This is a genomic window from Ruegeria sp. BB1, assembly GCF_056539465.1.
The window spans coordinates 205,617-226,736 of the sequence record NZ_JBQFVB010000005.1 but is presented as its reverse complement, the minus strand read 5'-3'; the positions used below and the strand labels follow the sequence as shown (position 1 = coordinate 226,736).

General features: G+C 56.4%; 21 protein-coding genes and 1 tRNA gene. 12 read left to right on the top strand and 10 right to left on the bottom strand.

Annotated elements, in window-relative coordinates; translation table 11 throughout:
• Positions 1-338: 338 nt before the first annotated feature.
• Genes ACR0AL_RS13695 through ACR0AL_RS13665 form a run of 7 tightly spaced genes read left to right on the top strand, consistent with a single transcriptional unit; the run spans position 339 to position 9,615 of the window.
• Positions 339-1,577 (top strand): hydroxymethylglutaryl-CoA reductase, encoded by a 1,239-nt coding sequence (locus ACR0AL_RS13695; RefSeq protein WP_480663411.1) that lies wholly within the window; start codon positions 339-341, stop codon positions 1,575-1,577.
• A 56-nt stretch (positions 1,578-1,633) separates the two neighbouring features.
• Entirely contained in the window at positions 1,634-2,485 is an 852-nt protein-coding gene (locus tag ACR0AL_RS13690) for a UbiA family prenyltransferase (RefSeq protein WP_480567537.1), read from the top strand.
• Entirely contained in the window at positions 2,482-4,938 is a 2,457-nt protein-coding gene (locus tag ACR0AL_RS13685; RefSeq protein WP_480663409.1) for a PEP/pyruvate-binding domain-containing protein, read from the top strand. Before ACR0AL_RS13690 ends, ACR0AL_RS13685 begins: the two co-directional genes overlap by 4 nt.
• Entirely contained in the window at positions 4,931-6,031 is a 1,101-nt protein-coding gene (locus ACR0AL_RS13680; RefSeq protein ID WP_170551461.1) for a BtaA family protein, read from the top strand. The genes ACR0AL_RS13685 and ACR0AL_RS13680 overlap by 8 nt, the downstream gene beginning before the upstream one ends.
• Positions 6,028-7,359, top strand: a complete 1,332-nt coding sequence (locus tag ACR0AL_RS13675; RefSeq protein WP_480663407.1) for a hypothetical protein — start codon at positions 6,028-6,030, stop codon at positions 7,357-7,359. Before ACR0AL_RS13680 ends, ACR0AL_RS13675 begins: the two co-directional genes overlap by 4 nt.
• A complete protein-coding gene (locus tag ACR0AL_RS13670) occupies positions 7,356-8,201 on the top strand; it encodes a hypothetical protein (RefSeq protein WP_480663405.1) in 846 nt (281 codons plus the stop codon). The genes ACR0AL_RS13675 and ACR0AL_RS13670 overlap by 4 nt, the downstream gene beginning before the upstream one ends.
• Positions 8,194-9,615, top strand: a complete 1,422-nt coding sequence (locus tag ACR0AL_RS13665; protein ID WP_480663403.1) for an AMP-binding protein — start codon at positions 8,194-8,196, stop codon at positions 9,613-9,615. Before ACR0AL_RS13670 ends, ACR0AL_RS13665 begins: the two co-directional genes overlap by 8 nt.
• Before the next feature lie 139 nt (positions 9,616-9,754).
• Here the strand turns inward: ACR0AL_RS13665 and ACR0AL_RS13660 are convergent.
• From ACR0AL_RS13660 to ACR0AL_RS13650, 3 genes are all read right to left on the bottom strand, one after another.
• Positions 9,755-9,831, bottom strand: a tRNA-Arg gene (locus ACR0AL_RS13660).
• A gap of 21 nt (positions 9,832-9,852) precedes the next feature.
• A complete protein-coding gene (locus tag ACR0AL_RS13655; RefSeq protein ID WP_367648264.1) occupies positions 9,853-10,347 on the bottom strand; it encodes a GNAT family N-acetyltransferase in 495 nt (164 codons plus the stop codon).
• On the bottom strand, positions 10,344-10,655 hold the full coding sequence (locus ACR0AL_RS13650) for an ETC complex I subunit (RefSeq protein WP_170361525.1): 312 nt from the start codon (positions 10,653-10,655) through the stop codon (positions 10,344-10,346). The genes ACR0AL_RS13655 and ACR0AL_RS13650 overlap by 4 nt, the downstream gene beginning before the upstream one ends.
• A 153-nt stretch (positions 10,656-10,808) precedes the next feature.
• On the opposite strand from ACR0AL_RS13650, the gene uvrB reads away from it, so the two are divergent.
• From uvrB to ACR0AL_RS13635, 3 genes are all read left to right on the top strand, one after another.
• Positions 10,809-12,995 (top strand): excinuclease ABC subunit UvrB, encoded by a 2,187-nt coding sequence (gene uvrB, locus ACR0AL_RS13645; RefSeq protein ID WP_480663401.1) that lies wholly within the window; start codon positions 10,809-10,811, stop codon positions 12,993-12,995.
• 99 nt (positions 12,996-13,094) lie between these two features.
• The gene (locus tag ACR0AL_RS13640; RefSeq protein WP_480663399.1) at positions 13,095-13,823 is read left to right on the top strand and encodes a hypothetical protein; all 729 of its coding nucleotides are present in this window, start codon (positions 13,095-13,097) and stop codon (positions 13,821-13,823) included.
• 208 nt (positions 13,824-14,031) lie between these two features.
• Complete coding sequence (locus ACR0AL_RS13635) at positions 14,032-14,739, top strand: ORF6N domain-containing protein (RefSeq protein WP_480663398.1); 708 nt, start codon at positions 14,032-14,034, stop codon at positions 14,737-14,739.
• On the opposite strand, the gene ACR0AL_RS13630 is transcribed toward ACR0AL_RS13635, so the two are convergent.
• The 4 genes from ACR0AL_RS13630 to ACR0AL_RS13615 all read right to left on the bottom strand — a co-directional run bounded on the left by ACR0AL_RS13630 (position 14,736) and on the right by ACR0AL_RS13615 (position 16,332).
• Entirely contained in the window at positions 14,736-15,089 is a 354-nt protein-coding gene (locus ACR0AL_RS13630; protein WP_480663396.1) for an MmcQ/YjbR family DNA-binding protein, read from the bottom strand. The genes ACR0AL_RS13635 and ACR0AL_RS13630 overlap by 4 nt on opposite strands.
• A 77-nt stretch (positions 15,090-15,166) precedes the next feature.
• Entirely contained in the window at positions 15,167-15,574 is a 408-nt protein-coding gene (locus ACR0AL_RS13625) for a hypothetical protein (RefSeq protein ID WP_480663394.1), read from the bottom strand.
• A gap of 63 nt (positions 15,575-15,637) precedes the next feature.
• A complete protein-coding gene (locus tag ACR0AL_RS13620) occupies positions 15,638-15,928 on the bottom strand; it encodes an antibiotic biosynthesis monooxygenase family protein (protein WP_170350529.1) in 291 nt (96 codons plus the stop codon).
• A gap of 98 nt (positions 15,929-16,026) precedes the next feature.
• A complete protein-coding gene (locus ACR0AL_RS13615; protein WP_480663392.1) occupies positions 16,027-16,332 on the bottom strand; it encodes an excalibur calcium-binding domain-containing protein in 306 nt (101 codons plus the stop codon).
• A gap of 242 nt (positions 16,333-16,574) precedes the next feature.
• Between ACR0AL_RS13615 and ACR0AL_RS13610 the strand changes: the two genes are divergently transcribed.
• Positions 16,575-17,078 (top strand): HugZ family pyridoxamine 5'-phosphate oxidase, encoded by a 504-nt coding sequence (locus tag ACR0AL_RS13610; RefSeq protein ID WP_480663390.1) that lies wholly within the window; start codon positions 16,575-16,577, stop codon positions 17,076-17,078.
• On the opposite strand, the gene ACR0AL_RS13605 is transcribed toward ACR0AL_RS13610, so the two are convergent.
• On the bottom strand, positions 17,063-17,470 hold the full coding sequence (locus ACR0AL_RS13605) for a universal stress protein (protein ID WP_170350532.1): 408 nt from the start codon (positions 17,468-17,470) through the stop codon (positions 17,063-17,065). The genes ACR0AL_RS13610 and ACR0AL_RS13605 overlap by 16 nt on opposite strands.
• A gap of 62 nt (positions 17,471-17,532) precedes the next feature.
• On the bottom strand, positions 17,533-17,859 hold the full coding sequence (locus ACR0AL_RS13600) for an antibiotic biosynthesis monooxygenase family protein (RefSeq protein ID WP_170350533.1): 327 nt from the start codon (positions 17,857-17,859) through the stop codon (positions 17,533-17,535).
• 146 nt (positions 17,860-18,005) lie between these two features.
• On the opposite strand from ACR0AL_RS13600, the gene ACR0AL_RS13595 reads away from it, so the two are divergent.
• Entirely contained in the window at positions 18,006-18,668 is a 663-nt protein-coding gene (locus ACR0AL_RS13595) for a hypothetical protein (RefSeq protein WP_480663388.1), read from the top strand.
• Positions 18,669-18,713: 45 nt separating this feature from the next.
• On the opposite strand, the gene ACR0AL_RS13590 is transcribed toward ACR0AL_RS13595, so the two are convergent.
• Complete coding sequence (locus tag ACR0AL_RS13590) at positions 18,714-21,002, bottom strand: glycosyl hydrolase family 28-related protein (RefSeq protein ID WP_480663386.1); 2,289 nt, start codon at positions 21,000-21,002, stop codon at positions 18,714-18,716.
• Positions 21,003-21,120 lie beyond the last annotated feature (118 nt).

Below are 21,120 nucleotides of genomic sequence, written 5' to 3'. Positions count from 1 at the left end.
CTCCTCCGTTGGAATAATCCAGAACCGTGATGATCCGCGGAAGAAACCAAGTTTTAGGGAACCGCACCGTCGGTCAAAGCGCACATCCTATAGAAATTTGCGACACGGTTGCGTCGATTTTCGGCCCAGGCCCGACGCGGCGATGCACATGTAAGCACGCATAGTGCAATCAAACATATCCACTGCCGCACGGTTGGGGTCCTTTCGATTCAGGGAGATATGGCTGGATATCGGCGGACCTTTTGGTAACGTGCAGACACATTGATTTGCATCTGCAATAGTTTTTGCGGGACAGATACCGGAGCGTACTTTTGATAATTCCGTTTCACGTTCGTGAGATGCTTCATCGCATCAAGGCTCGATTTGATGCCGATCAGATACCGCAGCAGATGGCGTCAAACGACGCCGAATTTGCCACCTTGCGACCATCGCGCAAGACAACCCCTGAAATGGTTGTGCGGTTTTGGGAAAAGCTGAAACCAACCGCAGGTGATGAAGATCAGGCGCAGATTGCGGACCCTGCAACGCTTGACGCTGCAGAAATTTACAGTGCCAATATCGAAAATTTCATTGGGACGGTTAAGCTTCCTGTTGGAGTTATTGGGCCGTTGCGTTTGAACGGAATGAACGCAAACGGGGATTTCCACGTTCCCCTCGCCACAACCGAGGCGGCGTTGGTCGCCTCATATGCCCGGGGTGCCTATGCCGCCACCCGGTCTGGTGGTGTCAGCACGGCTGTATTGTACGAAGGGGTGCTGCGCACTCCGGCTTTTGTGTTTGAAAGCCTGCTAAAGGCCGGGCAATTCGTGGATTGGGTGGTTTCAAATGTCGAAATGCTCAAATCCGCGGCCGAGGCGACCACCGGCCACGGCAAGCTAGTTTCGCTGGAACCGTTCATAGACACCAACGTCGTGTTCCTGATCTGCCGATACACCACCGGCGATGCAGCCGGACAGAACATGGTGACCATTGCCACCGACGCGATGTGCCATGAAATTGCAGATAACTGTCCGGTCGAGTTCGAGAACTGGTATGTCGAAGGGAATTTCTCAGGTGATAAAAAAGCTTCGGCGCTTGGGCTGGTGACAGGGCGCGGACGAAAGGTTAGCGCCTCGGTCACACTTCCTTCTGAAATTGTCAAAAAGACGCTGGGCACAACGGTCGAGGCAATGTTGGCCTATGGGCGTGTCGCCAATCTGGGTGCGCATCTGTCGGGTCAGTTTGGCGCACAGGCGCATTATGCCAACGGGCTGGCCGCGTTTTACATAGCAACCGGCCAGGACGCGGCTTGCGTGGCCGAAAGTGCGATGGGCGTCACAAGAATGGAGCCAAGGGGTGATGATCTATTCTGTTCGGTGACGTTGCCAAACATTTTGGTTGGATCAGTCGGGGGCGGCACCGGGTTGCCAAGCCAGACTGCGGCCCTGAACATACTCGGCCTCAAGGGCAACGGGTGTGGCACAGCGTTGGCTGAGGTGGCCGCGGCAACCTGCCTGTGTGGGGAAATATCCATCGTCGCGGCGATCGCGGCAGGGCATTTTACCCGCGCTCATGAAAGTCTGGCCCGCCAAAGATGAGCTTTCAAAGCCGCTTCTGGATTTATCAGACTGAGCGATTTCCGCTGAAGAAAACCGTGCCCCTGCTGCTTGTGTTTTCTGCGGCCAGTATTTGTGTGTCCGCCCGTCTGGCGGATCGCCCCCTGCCGGAATGGCCTGCATTTGCCGCCGGTTTTGTCCTTGCCATGGCGCTGTTTTTCCAGATGCGGGTCTGTGACGAATTCAAAGACGCCGAGGATGACCGACGTTACCGGCCCGACAGGCCAATTCCACGTGGTCTGGTATCCAAGCGCGAAGTATTGGGCTGGGGCCTGTTGACCGTGCCTTTGTCTGTTGCCGCCGCCTGGCTGTGGTCCCCGCCGGTCTTGTGGCTGTTGGGTTTAGTCTGGATCTGGCTTGGGGCAATGACCGTCGAATTTTGCGCACCCGCCTGGTTGAAGGCACGACCGGTTCTGTACCTGCTAAGCCATATGGCAATCATGCCTCTGATCGATTTGCTGCTGACCGGCATCGAATGGCTGCCAAAAGGTCAGGCGGCACCCTTCCTGTGGTTGTTTCTGGCGCTGTCCTTCGTGAACGGGTGTGTGCTTGAGATTGGCCGCAAATTGTGGGCACCCGAAAATGAGATCACCGGCGTGGACACCTATTCCGGGTTATGGGGCCCGCCTCAGGCAGGGCGCATCTGGGTGGGTTGCGTTTTGATATCCTATGCGCTGCTTGTGGGCACAGGTGCCGCAACTGGCGTTGGTTGGTTAAGCGCCTTGATCGGCGGGTTGGCCCTGATCCCCTGTTGTCTGGCAGCAAAACGCTATGTTCAGGCGCCGACAGTGAAAGCCCAAGACCGGATGGACACAATCGCCGGCCTATGGGTGTTTTTCTGCTACGCCACAGCTGGTTTCCTTCCGTACCTGATCGGAGCGCTTACATGACCTTCATCGTCGCCCAATCGGATGCAAACGATGTTTCCGTTGTAGGGGGCAAGGCAGCTGCTTTATCGCATCTTACGCAGCATGGTTTTGCCCCGCCCGCATTTTTTGTCATCACCAGCGATGCATTCCGCTTGGGGAAATCCGGTCCCATTGCTCAAAACGGTCTACAATCGGCTTTGACTGCCGCGCTGAAAACACTCGGAACCGGGCCTTACGCGGTTCGTAGCTCTGGCAAGGCCGAAGATGGTGTGGAACACAGCCATGCAGGACAATATGAAACGGTTCTGAACGTTTCGGGCGGCTCTGTTTTGAAAGCGGCCAAAAAGGTCTGGCATTCCGGTTTCTCAGAGACGGTCGAGACATACCGCGCGGTCAAATCCGCGGGCGAGGCCGAAGGACCCGCGATCATCGTACAGCGCATGACTAATCCAAAATCTGCAGGTGTCGCATTTTCCGCCGACCCGGTTAGCGGTCGTCGCGGTGTGGTCGTAATTTCGGCAATTGATGGTCTGGCTGAGCAGTTGGTTTCTGGTGAGACGGACGGGGAAGATTGGATCATAGGCGCGGATGACGCACCTGAAAGCGCACCGGATAAGCCTGAGTATTTAACGGTGAGTGACGCGCAGTCCATTGCCGCCCTCGCGCGTAAAGCCGAAGAGCTTTTCGGATCGCCCCAGGATATTGAATGGGCCATTGATGCACAGGGGCTTCATATTCTGCAGGCCCGACCAATCACAACGCCGTTGCGCCCCGCGGCCTTGGCCGACACAACGCTGACGATTTTCGACAACTCGAACATTGTCGAAAGCTATCCCGGTATCGTTAGCCCGCTGACCTATTCCTTTGCTCTGCACGTGTATGCTCAAGTCTACCGCGCGTTTGTCAGGTTGTTGGGCGTCTCCAAGCGTACGGTCGACCAGAATCCAACGGTGTTCGACAATTTGCTCGGGCGCGTGGATGGGCGTGTCTATTACAACCTGATCAACTGGTACCGCGCCTTGGCCCTGTTGTCGGGGTTTTCGCTGAACCGCGACTATATGGAAACGATGATGGGCGTGTCGGAACCCATGCCGCGCGAGGTCACGGATGCCCTTGCCCCACCCCCCTCGGTTGGTTGGCGCAGGATTGTGGAATACGCAAAGCTGGGCAAGGTCGCGGCCGGGCTGATCTGGCAGGCCATCTGCCTGCCACGGACGCGGCGAAACTTTTATGACAGGCTGAACGGGGTATTGCAGGCAGGGCTGGACGTAGATGCGTCTAATGCGACCCAGCTTGCAGCCGAATACCGCCGCATCGAAAGCACCCTGCTGGATCGGTGGGATGCCCCATTGATCAATGATTTTCTGTGCATGATTTCATTTGGCGGGTCGCGCAACCTGCTGCAAAGGTGGCTTGGTGAAGACGGCCTGACGCTGCATAATGACCTGATGATCGGCCAGGGTGACATCGTGTCAGCCGAACCTGCACAGCGCATTGCCCGGATCGGCCATCTGGTGCGCACCGCCGGTATCACGGAGCAGTTGAAAGCTGACGCGCGGCTGTCCGTTTTGTCCGCGCACCCACAGATCGAGGCTGAAGTTGAATCCTATCTTGAGAAATTCGGAGACCGATGCACCGAAGAGCTAAAGCTGGAAAGCATCCCTCTGCAAGACGACCCGACAAGCCTGTTGCTGGCGATTGCCGCCAGCGCCGATCATCCTCCCGGCGGGCGTCAGGAAGGCCGTGAACCGGATTGGAAGGCACTGTTCCCAGCGAGCCCGATCAAGCGACACGTTGCGAAATGGATTTTAGGTTGGACCAAGGCGCGTGTGCGCGACCGCGAAAACCTGCGCTTTGAACGCACCCGCATCTTTGGCTATGCGCGCCGTGTGTTTTTGGGGATCGGTCGGGAATTTGCCGCGCGCGACTTGCTTGAAACACCAAAAGATGTGTTCTTTCTGACAACGCATGAAGTTCTTGGCGCGGTCGAGGGGTTCAGCCTGTCGCCTGACCTGAAAGGCATCGTTGCACGACGCAAAGCCGAAGATGCGGCCTCATCCCAACGCCCCGATCCGCCCGAACGGATTGAAATCCACGGTCCTGCCATCGCGCCTGTTTGGTCTGATTCGATTGAGGTCGAAGCAGATGCCACACGGACAAAGCACGGAACGGGCTGTTCCGCGGGTCAGGTCAAAGCACGTGCGCGGGTGATCCGCGATCCTCGGACCGAGGCGCTGAACCCCGGCGAAGTACTGGTTGCCCGCCACACCGATCCAGGCTGGATCGCCGTTTTCTCGAACGCCTCTGCCATCGTTGTCGAACGTGGCAGCTTGTTGTCCCACTCGGCCATTGTGGCGCGCGAATTGGGTATCCCCTGCGTTGTTGGCCTAAAAGGGGCCACACAATGGATCAAAGACGGAGAAGTACTGTCTGTCGACGGGGCAAGCGGCGCAGTGGAGCGGTGCGATGCATAGCAGTGAAATCGAAGAAAAGGCGGATTTCGACCATATCCGGTACGCCCAACTGTGGGAGGATGCGGACGTCCTGACCGCCGCATTGGGTGATTGCACGGGGCGGACACTGGTGTCGATATGCTCGGCCGGGGACAATGCGCTGGCCATGCTGACACTCGATCCCGCGCGTGTTGTGGTGCTGGATCTGTCGGCGGCTCAGATCGCCTGCCTCAAGCTCAGGATCGCGGCGTATAAGGTACTGACGCATTCAGAGTTCATTGAGTTGACGGGCTCGCGCCCAAGCAAGCGGCGGCTTGCTTTGCTGAACCGGGTGCTGGAAGAAACCGATGCGGAAACACACGCCTTCTGGCAGACCCTTGCGTCCGAGGTAAACAGACACGGCATCGGGGGCGTCGGCAAGTTCGAGCGGTATTTTCGCATCTTTCGAACCTGGCTGTTACCGCTGGTCCATTCGCGCCGCACCGTCGACGACGTGTTCACGCCCCGCCCCCCCGACGCACGCGAGGTTTTTTTCGACACGCGGTTCAACACATTCCGATGGCGGTTGTTGCTAAACACTTTCTTCTCGCGATTCGTGATGGGGCGGATGGGGCGGGACAGCGCGTTTTTCGACCACGTAGATGGAAGCCCGGCCCAACATGTTGCTCGCCGACTGCGCCATGCCGGGGTCGCGACCGATCCATCGCAAAACCCTTATCTGCACTGGATTCTGAAGGGCACCCATGGCGACGCATTGCCGATGGCGTGGCGTCCGGAACATTATGAAACTGTCCGGTCCCGATTGGATCGCCTGGATATTCGCCTTGGCTCGCTCGAGGCTTTCGTCGCGACAGGCGAAAAGGCCAGCGGGTTCAACCTGTCCGACATTTTCGAATACATGTCCCCTGAAACGTTCAAGCAGGTCTATGGGGCGATCCTGAGTGCGGCAGAGCCAAATGCACGATTGGTTTATTGGAACATGATGGCGCCGCGCCGTGTACCAGCGGATTACCGGGACAGGATTGAAACCCTGACCGAAATCGAAACACAGCAGAAGGCCCGCGATCTGGCCTTCTTCTATTCGGATTTCGTGGTCGAAGAGGTTCGGCCTTGACCGTTCTCATGCAGATATTGCTGGCGGCAGGGTCGGTGTTAGCATTGCTCGGCGTGATGATGGTCATCCGCCACCTGGCCAAAGCTGCAGGGCTGAACGCCGAAGTGCAGCGGAAACTGATGCATGTAAGCACGGGGCTCTTTGCGTTGCTGCTGCCCTGGATCTTTCCCGACCGCTGGCCGGTTTACATGCTGATCGCCACCACAATGCTTGTGATGCTTGTCTTGCGTCTTCCTCGTTATTCGAAAGGTCTCGGCGCGACCCTGCATGGGGTGGAGCGAACATCATATGGTGACTTCCTGCTCGCGTTGTCGGTGGGGCTTTGCTTCCTGCTGGCCGGGGACAACCTGTTGTTCTACATCTTGCCGATTGCGGTTCTGACCTTGGCAGACGCCGCCGCCGCGCTGGCCGGAACCGCGTATGGAACGCGGCGGTTCATTGTCGAGGATGGTGAGAAAAGCGTCGAGGGATCGGTCGTTTTTTTCGTGGTTACGATGCTGATCGCGATCGTCTGTTTTCTGTTCATGGCCGCCTTGCCACCGGCGAACACCCTTATGCTCTGCGTTATGGTTGCTGCGTTTGGAACCCTGGTCGAGGCCCAAAGCTGGCGGGGTTTTGACAACCTGTTCCTCCCACTTGGCCTCCTGATTTTTCTGAGCGTACACTTCGACAGTTCCTTGATTGAGCTGGCGACCATAGCCTTGGTTTTTCTGGCCTCGCTCGGCGGTTTCAGCATCCTGAGCGCAAGGCTGGGTCTTACCAAACATGCCACACGGGTTTACGTCATCACCGTTTTCCTCTTGCTGGCGGTCACTGCACTTCAAAATGCGGTCCTGCCTATTTTGGTACTGGCGACGCATCTTTGGGCACGGGTATCGACCCCCTGTGACAGTAAATACCCGGATCTGGATGTCGTGGCGTCTCTGGGGTTGTTCAGTTTCGGATGGCTGGCGCTTGGCAATGCGACCGGGTGGAATGCCGTATCGTTTTATGGCCTCAGTGCGATGGGGCTGGCCATGGGGTTCAGCGTTCTGGCGCTGCGAGGCAAAATCCTTGCGATCCTTGTGGTGGCCACAACATTATTCTTAGTCAGACACTTTTCTACTGCGCTGAACCCGGAACCTGCACGCTGGGCCGAACCGCTGACAATTCTGGCGCTGCTTTCCTTAATCTGCATGACGGCCGTACCGTGGATCAGACCGCAGTGGTTTGAAAAAGATCGGGTGCTGAGGTTAACAGTATTGGCCCTTGCCCTTCCGTTGATCTATTACGCGTACTCCGTTGCGGGATCGATCGGTGCAGGTTTTTTTGCCGGAGTCGCGTCATGACCAAAGAGACAATCAAAACCGCTGATGCGAAGCTGACCGTTTACCTGAACGGCCCCAATTGGGAGGGCGTACAAGCGGCAACATTCGGTGACTTTTCATGCAAATCACTCGAAGCCGGTGCCGAAATTCTGGATACGGGTATAGAACTGGTCAGAAACGCAGGCATCGACCGGGTCATTGGGCCGATGTCGGGGGACACCTGGCACAGTTACCGGTTCGTCTCCTACAGCGACGGTTCCTCTCCGTTCCTGATGGAGCCGACCAACAAAGCGCATGAACCTGAAGTATTCCGATCCGCGGGTTTTTGCGAAATCAGCCGGTATTTCTCGGCCCGTGTAGAGTTGGAGGATACCGACACAGTGGCACCGCCTGAAAACGATGGTTTTGAGGTGGAAGCGTGGGATGGAAATGATCCCGAGGGCTTGTTTCGCCAGGTGTTCGCGCTGTCTGCACAGGCGTTTTCGGAAAACGCGTTTTTCAAACCGATTTCCGAGACCGAGTTCCTAGCCATGTACCTGCCTGTCGTGCCGATGATGAAGCGTGAACTGATCCTGTTTGCGCGTCGCCACGATGGCAATTTGGCGGGTTTTCTGTTCGGCATTCCCAACTATGCCGAAGGGCCCACCCCCAGTTCCGCGATCCTCAAAACCTATGCAAGCCTGGAACCGGGCGCAGGGCGGCATCTGGCCCACAGGTTTCACAAAGCGGCTGCAGAGATGGGGTGCAACACTGCCATCCATGCCCTGATCCACGACGACAATAAGTCCGCTGATCGCAGTGCGGCAGAAGGGGCGACTATATTCCGGCGATACTCTCTGTTTGGACGTAAGCTGAATGGCTGATTTGATAGCACATTTTGCTGCTGCGGTTGAACGGTTTCCGAACAGAACCGCCATAGTGGACGGCAAAGGCCGCCAGATCAGTTTTCAGCAACTGCACTCTCGCATGCAGAAACTGGCAGGCCGATGGCACGCAAAAGGTATCAGGCCAGGCGACCGCGTATTGCTGGCAATGCCCGTCGACGCAGACCTATATGCAAGCCTGGCGGCCCTGTGGTCGTTGGGTGCAACCGTTGTGCTGCCGGAACCGGCAATGGGACTGGCCGGTTTGCGCCACGCTGCGCGGGCCACTTCGCCCAAGGCGTTCTGCGCAGCGGGCGCGTACTTTTTGCTCAAGTTTCTAATTCCAGAGCTTTGGAGGCTGCAACTTCTGACGCCCAAAGAAGGCCCCGGCTCGCCGCCCAATCATCAGATTCAGGCGGATGACACAGCCTTGATCTCATTCACCTCCGGAACGACAGGCCAGCCCAAGGCCATCCCGCGCTCGCATGCGTTTTTAATGGCGCAACACGACGCCATTGCTCCCCTTCTAGAAAGCGACAAGGCTGAAAGGGATTTGGTGGCCTTTCCGGTGTTCACCCTGATCAACCTGGCCGCAGGGCGCACCACCGTTATGCCAAACTGGCGGCTGAGCAAGTTTGACCGCCTTGCGCCCACCCACTTGGCGGACTGGATTCAAAAGCAGCAAGTTACTCGCGCCCTCATTCCACCCTCAATTTGCGAAAAACTGACCCAAACCCAAAATACCGGACAGTTGAACACGGTCTTCACGGGTGGCGGTCCGGTTTTTCCGGACCTTGTTGACACGTTGCGAACCCGAAACGGGCTTTCCGTGGTTTGTGTCTATGGATCGACCGAGGCTGAACCGATTGCCCACCTTGATGCCACAGATATCTCAGAACACGATCACCGACAGATGGCCGAAGGGAAAGGTCTACTTGTGGGGTATCCGGTTCCTGAAATCATACTCCGTATCTGCGACAACGAGATACAGGTCGCTGGGGCGCACGTGAATGACGGCTATCTTGATCCCGCACATTCGGGCGAAAATAAAATCAAAGAAGGCGCCGTCATCTGGCATCGCACCGGAGACGCCGGCACGTTGGATGAAGAGGGACGCTTGTGGTTGTGGGGTCGGGTGGGGTCTGAAATAGAAGTGAAATCGGGCCTGCTCTTTCCCTTTGCGATTGAAGTCGCGGCAAGACAATGGCCGGGTGTTGCGCGCTGTGCGTTGATCAACACTGGGACCAGACCGACGCTATGTGTCGAAGGGCGGCGTGATCACCTTCAGGATTGGCGTAAATTCGCGTCGGATTTTGGCGTGCCCAATGTGATTTCAGTTCACAAAATCCCCATGGACAAACGCCACGCATCTAAAGTTGACCGCTCGGAACTTGAACGTATCGTTGCCCGCTAGTGCAACACGGGTCGAAATCATGGCAAAGCACCTTCCCACTGAAATCCAAGTAATCTCCAACAATTGCGACCGACCTTGGTACAGCGACAACGGACGTGTTCAAGATTTCTTTCTTTGGTATTTCGATGATTTGGTGAAATGGCGATCCCTGAAGGACTCGAACCCTCAACCTGCTGATTAGAAGTCAGCTGCTCTATCCAGTTGAGCTAAGGGACCGCTGCGCCCTTCTTGCGGTTTTTACGGGCGGGGTTCAAGACCCAAGCGCATGAAGGCGCTGTTCGGGTCGGCCTCATACCCAAATATCGGTCCGCAATAGGTATATCCCAGCGCCTCATAGAGTTTGCGCGCGGCATCATATTCCGTCAGATGTTCCGCCCCAGTTTCCAGCACCAGGGCCGTCACACCTTCTGAACGGGCAAGGTCAGCCAGGTAGGTCATGATCACTCGCGCCAGACCACGGCCACGGGCGGCGGTCACGACATGCACTGATTTCACCTCAGAGGTGCCATCGGGCAAGGCTTTAAGCGCTCCGCATCCCAGCGGTTTACCCGCTTCATACAATGCCCAGAATCGAATGCCGGGCTCTCGCAATGCATCGACGTCCAGGGTGTGGTTCGAGGTCTGGGGCGTGGCATCCCAGCTATGGGCCAAATGCGCTTGAATGATCGGGCGCATGTCCTGCGCTCCGGGATCCACTTCGCGGATGTCGATCATTCCAAGGGTTTCGGTCAATGGGTCCAGGGTGCCCGACGACCCGGGGCGAAGTTTTCACCATACCCACCTGCGCGTACGTTGGGCTTGCGCTTATGCGGTTCGCTGACCTGCGCATCAATCCCGTTGTCCTTGGCGTAATCCAACGCCTCTTCCTTGGTGTCGAACTTCAGGCGCACCTGGGTCTGCGTGTCGTTGGACGAGGTCCAGCCCATCAGCGGATCAACCTCGCGCGATGACGCGGGGGCGTATTCCAAAACCCACTTGCGGGTCTTGGCCATTCCCGAAGTCATTGCATTTCTTGCGGGCTGGTAAATCCGTGCGCGCATGTCGCCTCTCCGTACTCACTTGGCTAGGGATGTTTATGCGTCAGGCAGGCGGCGCGGACAAGTCCGCAATTGTCGCAATTTCGGCATTTGGAAATGCCCCCTTGAACAAGAACAAAAACAGATCAAAATCAGGCGCGAAAGGAATCTCCCCCTATGGCCTATGCTCATTCCGACAAGACCCAGATGAATGCCGAGGATGTCCGCGCCCGCCTGAAGCTGGAAGGCGGCAAGGAATTCGTTATGCATACCGAGTTCGCACCAGCGGGTGACCAACCAACGGCCATCAAGGAGCTGGCCGGGGGCGTGATGGACGGTGAACGCGATCAGGTTCTGCTGGGCGCGACGGGGACGGGCAAGACCTTTACCATGGCCAAGGTGATTGAGGAGACCCAGCGCCCGGCTATCATCCTTGCACCCAATAAGACGCTGGCAGCGCAGTTGTATGGCGAATTCAAAGGCTTCTTCCCCGAGAACTCGGTCGAGTATTTCGTGTCCTACTATGACTACTACCAGCCCGAGGCCTACGTGGCGCGATCGGACACCTACATCGAGAAAGAATCCCAGATTAACGAACAGATCGACAGGATGCGCCACTCAGCCACGCGGGCACTGTTAGAGCGGGACGATGTGATCATCGTCGCCTCGGTTTCCTGCATCTATGGTATTGGTTCGGTCGAAACCTATGGGGCGATGACGCAAGACCTAAAGGTCGGCAACGAATACGACCAACGGCAGGTGATGGCCGATCTGGTCGCCCAGCAATACCGCCGCAACGATCAAGCGTTTCAGCGCGGGTCTTTCCGGGTACGCGGCGATTCCTTGGAAATCTGGCCCGCCCACCTTGAGGATCGCGCCTGGAAATTCTCGTTCTTCGGCGAGGAACTGGAAACCATCACCGAATTCGACCCGCTGACCGGCGAACGCGCCGCTACGATGGAACAGGTGCGCGTTTATGCGAACTCACACTACGTGACACCGAAACCAACGATGCAGCAGGCCATCATTGGGATCAAAAAAGAACTGCGCATCCGGCTTGATCAGCTGGTGGGCGAGGGCAAATTGCTGGAAGCGCAGCGGCTGGAACAGCGCACCAATTTCGATCTGGAGATGCTTGAGGCCACCGGCGTCTGCAACGGAATCGAGAACTATTCACGCTATCTGACCGGTCGCGCACCGGGCGAGCCGCCCCCGACCCTATTCGAGTTCATCCCCGACAACGCGATCGTCTTTGCCGACGAATCCCACGTCAGCGTCCCGCAGATCGGCGGTATGTACCGGGGCGACTATCGGCGCAAGTTCACGCTGGCCGAACATGGGTTCCGCCTGCCGTCCTGCATGGACAACCGACCGCTGAAGTTCGAAGAATGGGACGCCATGCGCCCCCAATCCGTCTTTGTCTCGGCCACCCCAGCAAAATGGGAGATTGAACAGACCGGCGGCGTCTTCACCGAACAGGTGATCCGCCCCACCGGCCTGCTGGACCCTGAGGTCGAAATCCGCCCCGTTTCGATGCAGGTGGACGACCTGCTGGACGAGGTGCGCAAGGTGGCCGCCGATGGCTATCGCACGCTGGTCACCACGCTGACCAAACGCATGGCCGAGGATCTGACCGAATACCTGCACGAACAGGGCATCAAGGTGCGCTACATGCACTCGGACATCGACACGCTGGAACGCATTGAAATCCTGCGCGACCTGCGTTTGGGCGCGTTCGATGTGCTGATCGGTATCAACCTTTTACGCGAAGGGCTCGACATCCCCGAATGCGGGCTGGTCGCCATTCTGGACGCGGATAAAGAGGGCTTCCTGCGGTCCGAGACTTCTCTGGTCCAGACCATCGGCCGCGCCGCACGGAATGCCGATGGCCGGGTGATCATGTATGCCGACAAGGTCACCGGTTCCATGGAGCGCGCGCTGAATGAGACCAACCGCCGCCGCGCCAAACAGCTGGCCTATAACGAGGAACACGGCATCACCCCCGAGACGGTGAAAAAGAATGTCGAGGACGTTCTGGCCGGTCTCTACGAGGGCGACGTCGACATGAACCGCGTCACCGCCACCATCGACAAACCGATGCACGGCGCCAACCTCGAGGCCCATCTGGACGGGTTGCGCGACCAAATGCGCAAAGCCGCCGAGAACCTGGAATTCGAAGAGGCGGCCAACATCCGCGATGAGATCAAACGTCTGGAAGCGGTCGACCTGGCCATCGCCGACGACCCCATGGCGCGCCAATGGGCGGTCGAGAAAGCCTCGGAAGACGCCGTGAAATCGCGCGGGCGGTCAACGGCTGGACGACCGGGGCAAAGAGGTGGGAATGTGAAGAGAAGAAAGCGTTGATTGATCTGAAATGGTTTCACCTAAAATAACAAGCAGAAGCATTTGACCGCGTCAGTTTAGATCTGTTTATGGAAGCCTATCAGCATAAAGGACTACTCATTGAACTTTGAATACGCACTTAAAAGCTACTTTCTCAAAGATGGAATTTTCAAGGATTACGGAATTGCAGAGTTATCGAACCGTTTTGTTTGGACGGTTCCACGCGATATTCCATTCGGGATCAAGCTAGAGGCCCAAAATTCGGCCACAAGAAATGTAGAGCTGAGATACAAGCTTAACAAAATTTGGATTAGTGAGCCGGAACATAGGTTAGAGATCACTACATGGATTGTTAAAGCTTGGGGCGGCATTCGCAATATCTTACCAGATTCCTTGGAAACATTCGTCCGACGTGCTGAATTGCAAAGTAGCTACGTTCCTGTGGACAAGATTGCTAGCTTTTCAAAGGTTTTATCTGTCGCGAACCCTGACAAGTTCGCCATCTTTGATGCACGGGTAGCCGTTAGCTTAAATGCGATACAGCTGTTGCACGGCGTTCGAGAAGGGACAGCTTTTCCATACTTGCCAGGTCGAAACAACATTACCGGCAACTGGTCAGCCAAAAGCAAGAAAGGGTTTTCCACTGTTCCCGAATTTTCCACTCAACAATTGGAGAGCGCCCACGGATGGGTGAAGCTACTTCCGGATTTTTCTTATGAAACATATATTGACTGCCTTGCGAAAGTCCGTAACGAAGTTTCACAAGAATATTCTCTTACTTGGTACGAAATGTGCTTATTCGCAGACGCTGAATCGTTGGCCTCAAAGTTAATGAAGGCTGCTCGCTAAATTTGTGTCCGGGGAATCTCAACACTGCAAATTACTCCCGGTCGCTGCCCTTTGTTAGCGGTCAAGTGGCTCAGTATTTGATTTCAGGAGTCTCCGCACGCTTGCGCTTTGTGACTTTTGACACATCCAGAACCAACACTCCACCCTTGCACCCCGCTCCACCCTCCTCCACGTTTGAAATCACAAATTGTGATTCCAAACGGTTGCCATGACGAACCCGAACACCCTGCCCAGCACGCATGAGGTCCAAAGCGCCATTCACCGGGTGCGCGGCACTCGCGTGGTGCTGGCCGAGGATCTGGCGCAGTTCTACGGAAAGTCCGTCAGCGCCTTCAATCAGGCCGTCTCGCGCAACAAGGACCTGTTCGAGGGTTACCGCTTTCAGCTGACCGACGCCGAGGTCGCCGATTTGCAATCACAGAATGTGATCTCAAAACCCAAGGGCCGCGGCGGGCGGCGGGTCAACCCTTGGGTCTATACCGATTACGGCGTGGCCATCGCCTCGGCCCTGTTCAAGGACCCGCGCGCGATCAAGATCACCCGGATGATCACCGAGGCCTTCGTTGACGGCGCAAATGCGCTGGCAGAGACCCCGCGCAGCGTGCCGGAAATCCTGCCGCCGGAGAACGCCCCGACCCCGCTGTTGCCCAATGGTGAGCAGTTGCGCGATCTGGCCGAAAACATCCTCGATTCCGGGCAGCAGAGCCTTGTCGATTATATCGCCAGCCCAACCACCAAGCGCCAGCAGGCCGTAGCGGCGATTATGAAAACTCTGGCGGAAACCGCCGGAGAAGAAGTGCGTACCCAGCACGAACGCCTGCGCCTGAACATCGCCCAGCGTCTGGCGATCGGAGATTACGCCGATGATGACGACAGAAAACGTCTGCTGGAATTGCTGCACGCGATGAAGGGTTAAACACCCAATTCGGCCCGCGCCTTCTTGGTCAGCTTGGCCACAACCAGATCATAAGACGTCACAATATGTTCGCGCAGGGAAGTATCGCTCATCCCGCGCTCTTCATAGACCTGCAGCCATTTCATCCCCCGCGAGGCCAGATAAGGCGCTGGGCGGATGCCGGGCTCATTACCAAGAACCTCAAAAGCCAGATCAGTGGCCTTGAAGGTGAACGCATCACGCCCGTCGTTCCAACCGCAGATCGCAAAGACCTTGCCGCCCACCTTCCAAACATCCGCATTGCCCCATTGCACCACATGGCTGGTGGCTTTGAGGCTGGCGCAAAAGCTGTTGAATTCATCACGGGTCATGACCCGATCTTGGCTTGCAGGATCAACTGAAAGCAAGCGAGAAGATCAATCCTCTCGCTTACTTTCTTTCCATGCGTTTAGTAGCTGACCCACCAATCATGTAAGTTGCGTTTGCCGTCAGTGAATCTCAGGTCACGGCCCATAAAATAGACTTTCGAACAGCGTTCGCCTTTGCCAGAGGTATCAGATTCCCGGCAAAGTTCATTGCCTTTGACGGACCACGTGCCTTTGTCTGTCCATGACCCATCATTTGCCGTCGAAGATTGTTTTCCGTCTTTTTCAAACGTCCAGGTCCAGTTGGAACTCTTGAGAGTTTTCCCCGAGACGATCTTTTCTATCGACGCCCCGTCCATTTGCTGTGCGCCCATATCCTTAATCTGGGACACCTTGGTCGCCGTCAGGAAATCTTTGGATGTGTCGGCAATGGCCGCACCGGAAAACAGGGTTGCGATCAAAGCCATAGCTGCGCATTTCGAAAAGTTCATTGAACATTCCTCCTGAAATAGTCTGGTACTAGAGTTGAAAGATTTGGCCCTGAATACGCGGACCTATCCTTTATCCCAATGGACAACCACGTCGAACCCGGCCGGTGATGGCGGGCCTTCTAGGAATTCGGCAAAATGTCCCCAAAGCGCCGCCACTTTGGGGGCGTTGGCGTTCGAGGTTTCCTCGCTTTGAACCACGGCCACAACAAAACCGGTACCGTCCTCATTCATGACATTGGTAAAGCTGTGCATGCCTTCCATGCCCATAATCTGATCTTTAAGCTCGTTCATCTTTGCCTCGGCCGCATCCCGCATTCCGGGCTTCATCTTGAACTGAGTAATACGTGCAAACATGATTTTCCTCGCTATCTGGGCGAAATCCCCCAATGACGGCCAAAACGGCGCGTCCGGCGGAGTGTACCACAGTCACGGGGATTCTGTTAGAATTGGGGTCAGGGCCGCAGGAATTTGGCGTTGCCGACTGTCCGCGATCTGGGCGTTTCAGCCGGTTGCGGCACTGCGCTCTGCTCGGAAATCGACCTTTGCGTTCCGCAGGCCACACCATCGCCATCGGGGTCATTGCGCGGGTGATACCCTGGGCCGCCCTCAACGAATGGCCCCGGCACAATGGTTTCAATCGCGCCGCACCCCGCCAGGGCAATCAGATGCAGCAAAGCTTCTTCGTGCCTATACTCAGACGTCCGCAGATAGACCCCCACAACGATGCCCATAATCGTCACCGGCAGCATCAGGACCATGAGGAAAATTCGAACCGGGGATAATGCGCGTTTCCGCTGCGCCTCAGCCCGTTTTTGACGCCGCGAAACCTTGGGGGCAGAAGATTCCGTTTCAGGGGTGGGTTTTCTAAACTGCATTCCCCTCTGTTACCCTCGATTTGTGGCGAAACCGAGACCCCAATTGACCCGGAAACAAGCCCTCGCACAGGGAGGGCATAGGGGGTATCTTTTGCGTGTTTCAAACAGCTAGAACCACGCACATCATGAGCCAATCCAGCCCATTTCACCCGGTCGATGAGACCGCCCGATGTTTGACTCGTGATCTGATCGAGGGCGCAACCTATGGTGCGCTTGCCACTTTGCGACCGGACTTAGGGGTGCCTTCGGTGTCGCGCATCGCCCTGGCCACGGATGACGCGGGCAGCCCTATAACCCTGATTTCGACATTGGCGGATCATACAGCCGCCTTGCGTGCCAATCCGGTTTGCGCGTTGCTAATCGGAGAACCCGGCAACACCGGCGACCCGCTGACCCATCCCCGATTGACATTGCATGCCACAGCCACGTTCGTTGCCCGTGAAAGCGCCGAACATGCCAGCTTGCGGTCGCGGTATCTGACCTTGCGACCCAAATCGAAACTCTATGTCGATTTCACCGATTTCAGCTTTGTGCGTTTCGCCATTTCAGACGCCGTTCTGAACGGAGGGTTCGGCAAGGCCTGGCGCCTTGCCCCCAACGATTTGCGGCCTGATCAACGCACCACGTGAACCGCACAGGCGGCGTGACGGACCACGTGGTTTGTGGTTGAGCCCAACAAAAGATCCTGCATGCCAGGCCGGTGTGAGGCCATGATGATCAGGTCAGGCTTGTGGGATTCCGCCCAGTCCAGAATGGTGCGCCCAGAATGCCCTTCGATCACCACACCCGTCGCATTGGACAGCTTGGCCGCCAACTCATCCAGCTCGCCCTGGACCGCCTTGCGGGCCGCGGTCAGATATTCCGGCGGCATGTAGGAAATCGCGTAGTTCGGAATATGCTCGACCACATGCAGCAGTGTCACCTGAGCATCTGGTGTTGCCAAAATCTCGGCCAGTTTCAGCGGGCCGGAGATATCCCGATCGGCATCAAATGAAATTGGAACAAGAATGTTGTGATACATGGTGAGCCTCTACTTTCTTCAGCCACCATACCTGATTTTATCGATTAAGGTTTTGATACAAGTCAGGAACTGCCAAAAGTTTCGGCCACGTCATACATCACCGGCTCAAAGCTTTTACACATCTCGTTGATCTTGCGATTGCGATCGCGCATTTCCGGCGTTCGCAACATTGCCAGAAAATCCTCACGACGGTTCCATTGGGAATAGTTGGCAATCCGCGTCTGCGCATCGTTCACATGCAGCCCTGCGGAAACAAATCCCGGCTGTTTCGAGATAAACTCGGCGTAGGCGTCGGTCAACGCATCCAACAGATCGTGGCAGGTACCCGGTGTCATCTCAAAAGTGGTGATGACAGTCTGGACGCTCGCGGTCTTGGAAATCTTCGGCATCTGGAATCTCCCTTTTCTTTTGCAAGCTTAACACAGGATTTGGAAAGGTCTTGTGTTTCCTTAAACGACACGTCGCCTTGGATTGGTTTCCAGAAAATAAACAAAACACTAACCAACCGTTAACCATGCTTGCGGAAACTGCGTGCATGTTCCGGGTTCTCGCTTTTTTGGTATTGCTGCTTGCCGCAGCCCCGGCTTGGTCCGGCGCATGGCTGCGTGAGAAGGACGTAGCGTTCACCGCGGCCTCGGTCACTGCATTCAAAGACCGTGACGGCAGCTATGATTACAAAACGGCGCTTTATGCTGAATTCGGATACAGGCCGAACCTCACAATCGGGGTAGATTTCGAACAAAGCCGGGATTTCTACGGCCACGCCCTGTTGTTTGCCCGGGTTCCCGTGGCCAATTTCAACAAATGGGGGCATTTCGCGGCCGAGTTCGGGGCCGGTGCCCACCACAAGCAACTTGACGCCTGGGCGATGTACAAACTGACCCTGTCCTATGGCAAAGGGTTTCAAACCGGTTGGGGCAACGGTTGGGTTGCGGTCGACACGGCCCTGGAAATTCGCACACATGACGCGGTTTATCGCAAACTGGATATCACGGCGGGCCTTTCGTCAGATCGATTGCTCAATCCTCTGATCCAGGTGGAAACGGCTTATACCTCTGGACACTCGTTATTTTGGAGGGCCAGGCCCTCGGTCATGATCCGTGCGCGCGACAAAGGGCCCACCTGGGTGCTGGGCCTTGAACGCAACGATGCCCGCAACGATACCGGTTTGAAAATCGCGCTTTGGGAAGAGTTTTGAGACCGGTGAAATGGCCACCCTGCAAAAGGGTGGCCATCCCAGTTGTCAGCTTTCCATACGAATGTGGGTCGAGACTTCTCCGCGGACCGCCTCGGGCCAGCGCAGGTTGATCGCATTTCTCGACGCACCTTGTTCTAACTGCACATAGGGGGTGGCATAGGTCACCGCGCCGAATGTATTTCTCAAAGCTCCCAATGCCGTAACCGCGTCGCAACTACGCGCATAGCCCCCGAAAGGCAGCTCTCCGGCTGTCTGAACGGACCAGGCTTGCGCTGCGGTTCCTTGCTTATGCTTGACCCGCAATGGGTTCGCAACTTTTTGGTCAACGCCGTGAAAGGTATTGTTTTCAAACATCACATTGCGATGCGCAAAGTTGTTCATACTGGCAAATGAGGTATCCACCCGTTCCACCCGCGTGATACCACCGCTTGTTGCGCGGAACTTATTTCCGGTCACGATCACACCGTTCAGGAAGTGTCCTGCACCATGGGGACGAACAATGAGATAGGTGAACCAGGCCGGGGCCTCGCTGGAATAGAAGATATTGTCGGTAATGGCCATCGAGCTGAAGGAAAACCCGGTTGTGTAAACCGGATCTGCGTCCCGTTCATTGGTCCACAGGATCGAGCAATTGTCGATATAGTTCCCCGAGATTGTCGAGCTGTTGTAAGTGCCGATCATGACCAATCCAGGGCTGCGTACACCTTGTGGAATGCTGTCGCCCTGGAAAAAGTGATTGCCGAGGATCATGTTGTTGGTGCCACCCAGAACCGCAAAATGGCGGAACCGTACGGCCCGGTTGTGGCGCAGTTTGACGTCGTTGGCTGTCGCGTTTAGCGCGATCGACGAACGGTCTGGGACGTTAAAGGATTCTTCGGTGGACAGGAATTGACACGTATCGATCAACATGCCCTGACAACCGGTACCGATAGACGTGATCCCGCGATCTTTGGGGCGGCTGACAAAACAGTTCGCCAATGCAAAGGTGCTACCTGACGGGGCCAGACGGATCGCGCTGCTGCGGCCGTTACATTGGAATTCGATCTGTTCCATTCCAAATTTGCGCAGCGTGCTGAAACCGCTGAAATCCAGCAGGTACTTGAAGGACAGGAACGTGAATGTCTGCGTACCAGACGCATCGTAGAGCGGCGCGCTGAGCGTGATTTCACCCGCGCCGTCGTTCTTCGAACGCACGTAAATCTCGCGACCGACCCCGCTCCCCTGTACCAGACAACCAACCGGAATATTGCCCACATTCGCCACGTTCACCAACCGGGTGGGATCGTTCGGGTTGTAGGTCGCGACCGATGTAAAGGTTTCGGTATCCCAGGCCGTACTGCTTTTGACGTCGAACTGTCCGTTGCGGATCACACGGCGCGTCGAGAATCCGGTTTGCCGGTTCGGAACAGCAGCGGCCATATCGATCGGCTCGGTTACCGATACCTTGCGCCCACCCATATCCAGCGATTCATGGTCAGAATTGTTCAACAACGCCTGAAACGCCTTTTTAAAGGCCCGCATTTCATCACCAAACGCATTGATATAGGTCGGCAGATCAAAATTCTTGGTCAGCAGCAGCATCTTGTCATCCGGCATTGTTACGGTGCCTTCAAATTCGATCTCGGATGCCACCGACGTGTTTTGCGCCAGCAGATAGGTCCCCTCGGGCACGAAAATACGACGACCATTCGCAGCCTGATCCGCGGCTTCAAACGCAGCTGAGTCATCCGTCACGCCATCCCCGACCGCGCCGAAATCGCGGACATCGACCAGACTGATGAGATTGCGAAGGAACACACCGGTGACATCCAAAATCTCGATATCATCAACGCGGATAACCGCCCCATTTGCGCCGTCGATATCCAGACCGAAATGCCCGTAAAGGGCTTGTACACCCCATGGCATATCCACGCCAGGGCGTTGACCGGTGCCGACAATGGCCGTGATCTCGTGCACAGTGCCATAGCCCGAAAGCTGCGTGGCCGGGCCTTGCTCGACCACACCGGTAACCTGAACATCCCCGGTACCGCCAGCCCATCCGGCGATACGTACCTCGGGCAGCGGGCCGCTGATGGCTTTGACCCGAGCCTTGATTTGCAGGTAACAGCCCGGCAGCAACGGCGTCTGCCCCATGTAACGCAGGCGCTGGGTGGTGCTGACTTTCAGGATTTCCAGACAGCCCGCAAAATCCGCATCCGCCGGAACAAATGCGCCGGTGCCAGATCCGTCATAGGTAGGCGAGCCGGGCGTCCCGTCGCCGCTGGACCACACATTCAAACCATTTGCGAAAGCAGGCGGCGTGAACACGATACCGTCGGTGATTGCCTTGTTCATAGAAATCCCTTTCCCAATCGCGCCGCATCAGCGCGCATAAACCCAGTGCCCGGAGACACACGCCCCGAACGCAAAAGCCTGAGTACCGAAAAGGGATTAACCGTCGCTCATATCACCG

Excerpts from the sequence above, each read along its gene's own strand:
- ACR0AL_RS13695 (WP_480663411.1), top strand. The coding sequence starts at position 339 with ATGCTTCATCGCATCAAGGCTCGATTTGATGCCGATCAGATACCGCAG.
- ACR0AL_RS13685 (WP_480663409.1), top strand. The coding sequence starts at position 2,482 with ATGACCTTCATCGTCGCCCAATCGGATGCAAACGATGTTTCCGTTGTA.
- ACR0AL_RS13680 (WP_170551461.1), top strand. The coding sequence starts at position 4,931 with ATGCATAGCAGTGAAATCGAAGAAAAGGCGGATTTCGACCATATCCGG.
- ACR0AL_RS13670 (WP_480663405.1), top strand. The coding sequence starts at position 7,356 with ATGACCAAAGAGACAATCAAAACCGCTGATGCGAAGCTGACCGTTTAC.
- ACR0AL_RS13665 (WP_480663403.1), top strand. The coding sequence starts at position 8,194 with ATGGCTGATTTGATAGCACATTTTGCTGCTGCGGTTGAACGGTTTCCG.
- ACR0AL_RS13650 (WP_170361525.1), bottom strand. The coding sequence starts at position 10,655 with ATGCGCGCACGGATTTACCAGCCCGCAAGAAATGCAATGACTTCGGGA.
- uvrB (WP_480663401.1), top strand. The coding sequence starts at position 10,809 with ATGGCCTATGCTCATTCCGACAAGACCCAGATGAATGCCGAGGATGTC.
- ACR0AL_RS13635 (WP_480663398.1), top strand. The coding sequence starts at position 14,032 with ATGACGAACCCGAACACCCTGCCCAGCACGCATGAGGTCCAAAGCGCC.
- ACR0AL_RS13630 (WP_480663396.1), bottom strand. The coding sequence starts at position 15,089 with ATGACCCGTGATGAATTCAACAGCTTTTGCGCCAGCCTCAAAGCCACC.
- ACR0AL_RS13625 (WP_480663394.1), bottom strand. The coding sequence starts at position 15,574 with ATGAACTTTTCGAAATGCGCAGCTATGGCTTTGATCGCAACCCTGTTT.
- ACR0AL_RS13620 (WP_170350529.1), bottom strand. The coding sequence starts at position 15,928 with ATGTTTGCACGTATTACTCAGTTCAAGATGAAGCCCGGAATGCGGGAT.
- ACR0AL_RS13615 (WP_480663392.1), bottom strand. The coding sequence starts at position 16,332 with ATGGTCCTGATGCTGCCGGTGACGATTATGGGCATCGTTGTGGGGGTC.
- ACR0AL_RS13610 (WP_480663390.1), top strand. The coding sequence starts at position 16,575 with ATGAGCCAATCCAGCCCATTTCACCCGGTCGATGAGACCGCCCGATGT.
- ACR0AL_RS13605 (WP_170350532.1), bottom strand. The coding sequence starts at position 17,470 with ATGTATCACAACATTCTTGTTCCAATTTCATTTGATGCCGATCGGGAT.
- ACR0AL_RS13600 (WP_170350533.1), bottom strand. The coding sequence starts at position 17,859 with ATGCCGAAGATTTCCAAGACCGCGAGCGTCCAGACTGTCATCACCACT.
- ACR0AL_RS13595 (WP_480663388.1), top strand. The coding sequence starts at position 18,006 with ATGTTCCGGGTTCTCGCTTTTTTGGTATTGCTGCTTGCCGCAGCCCCG.
- ACR0AL_RS13590 (WP_480663386.1), bottom strand. The coding sequence starts at position 21,002 with ATGAACAAGGCAATCACCGACGGTATCGTGTTCACGCCGCCTGCTTTC.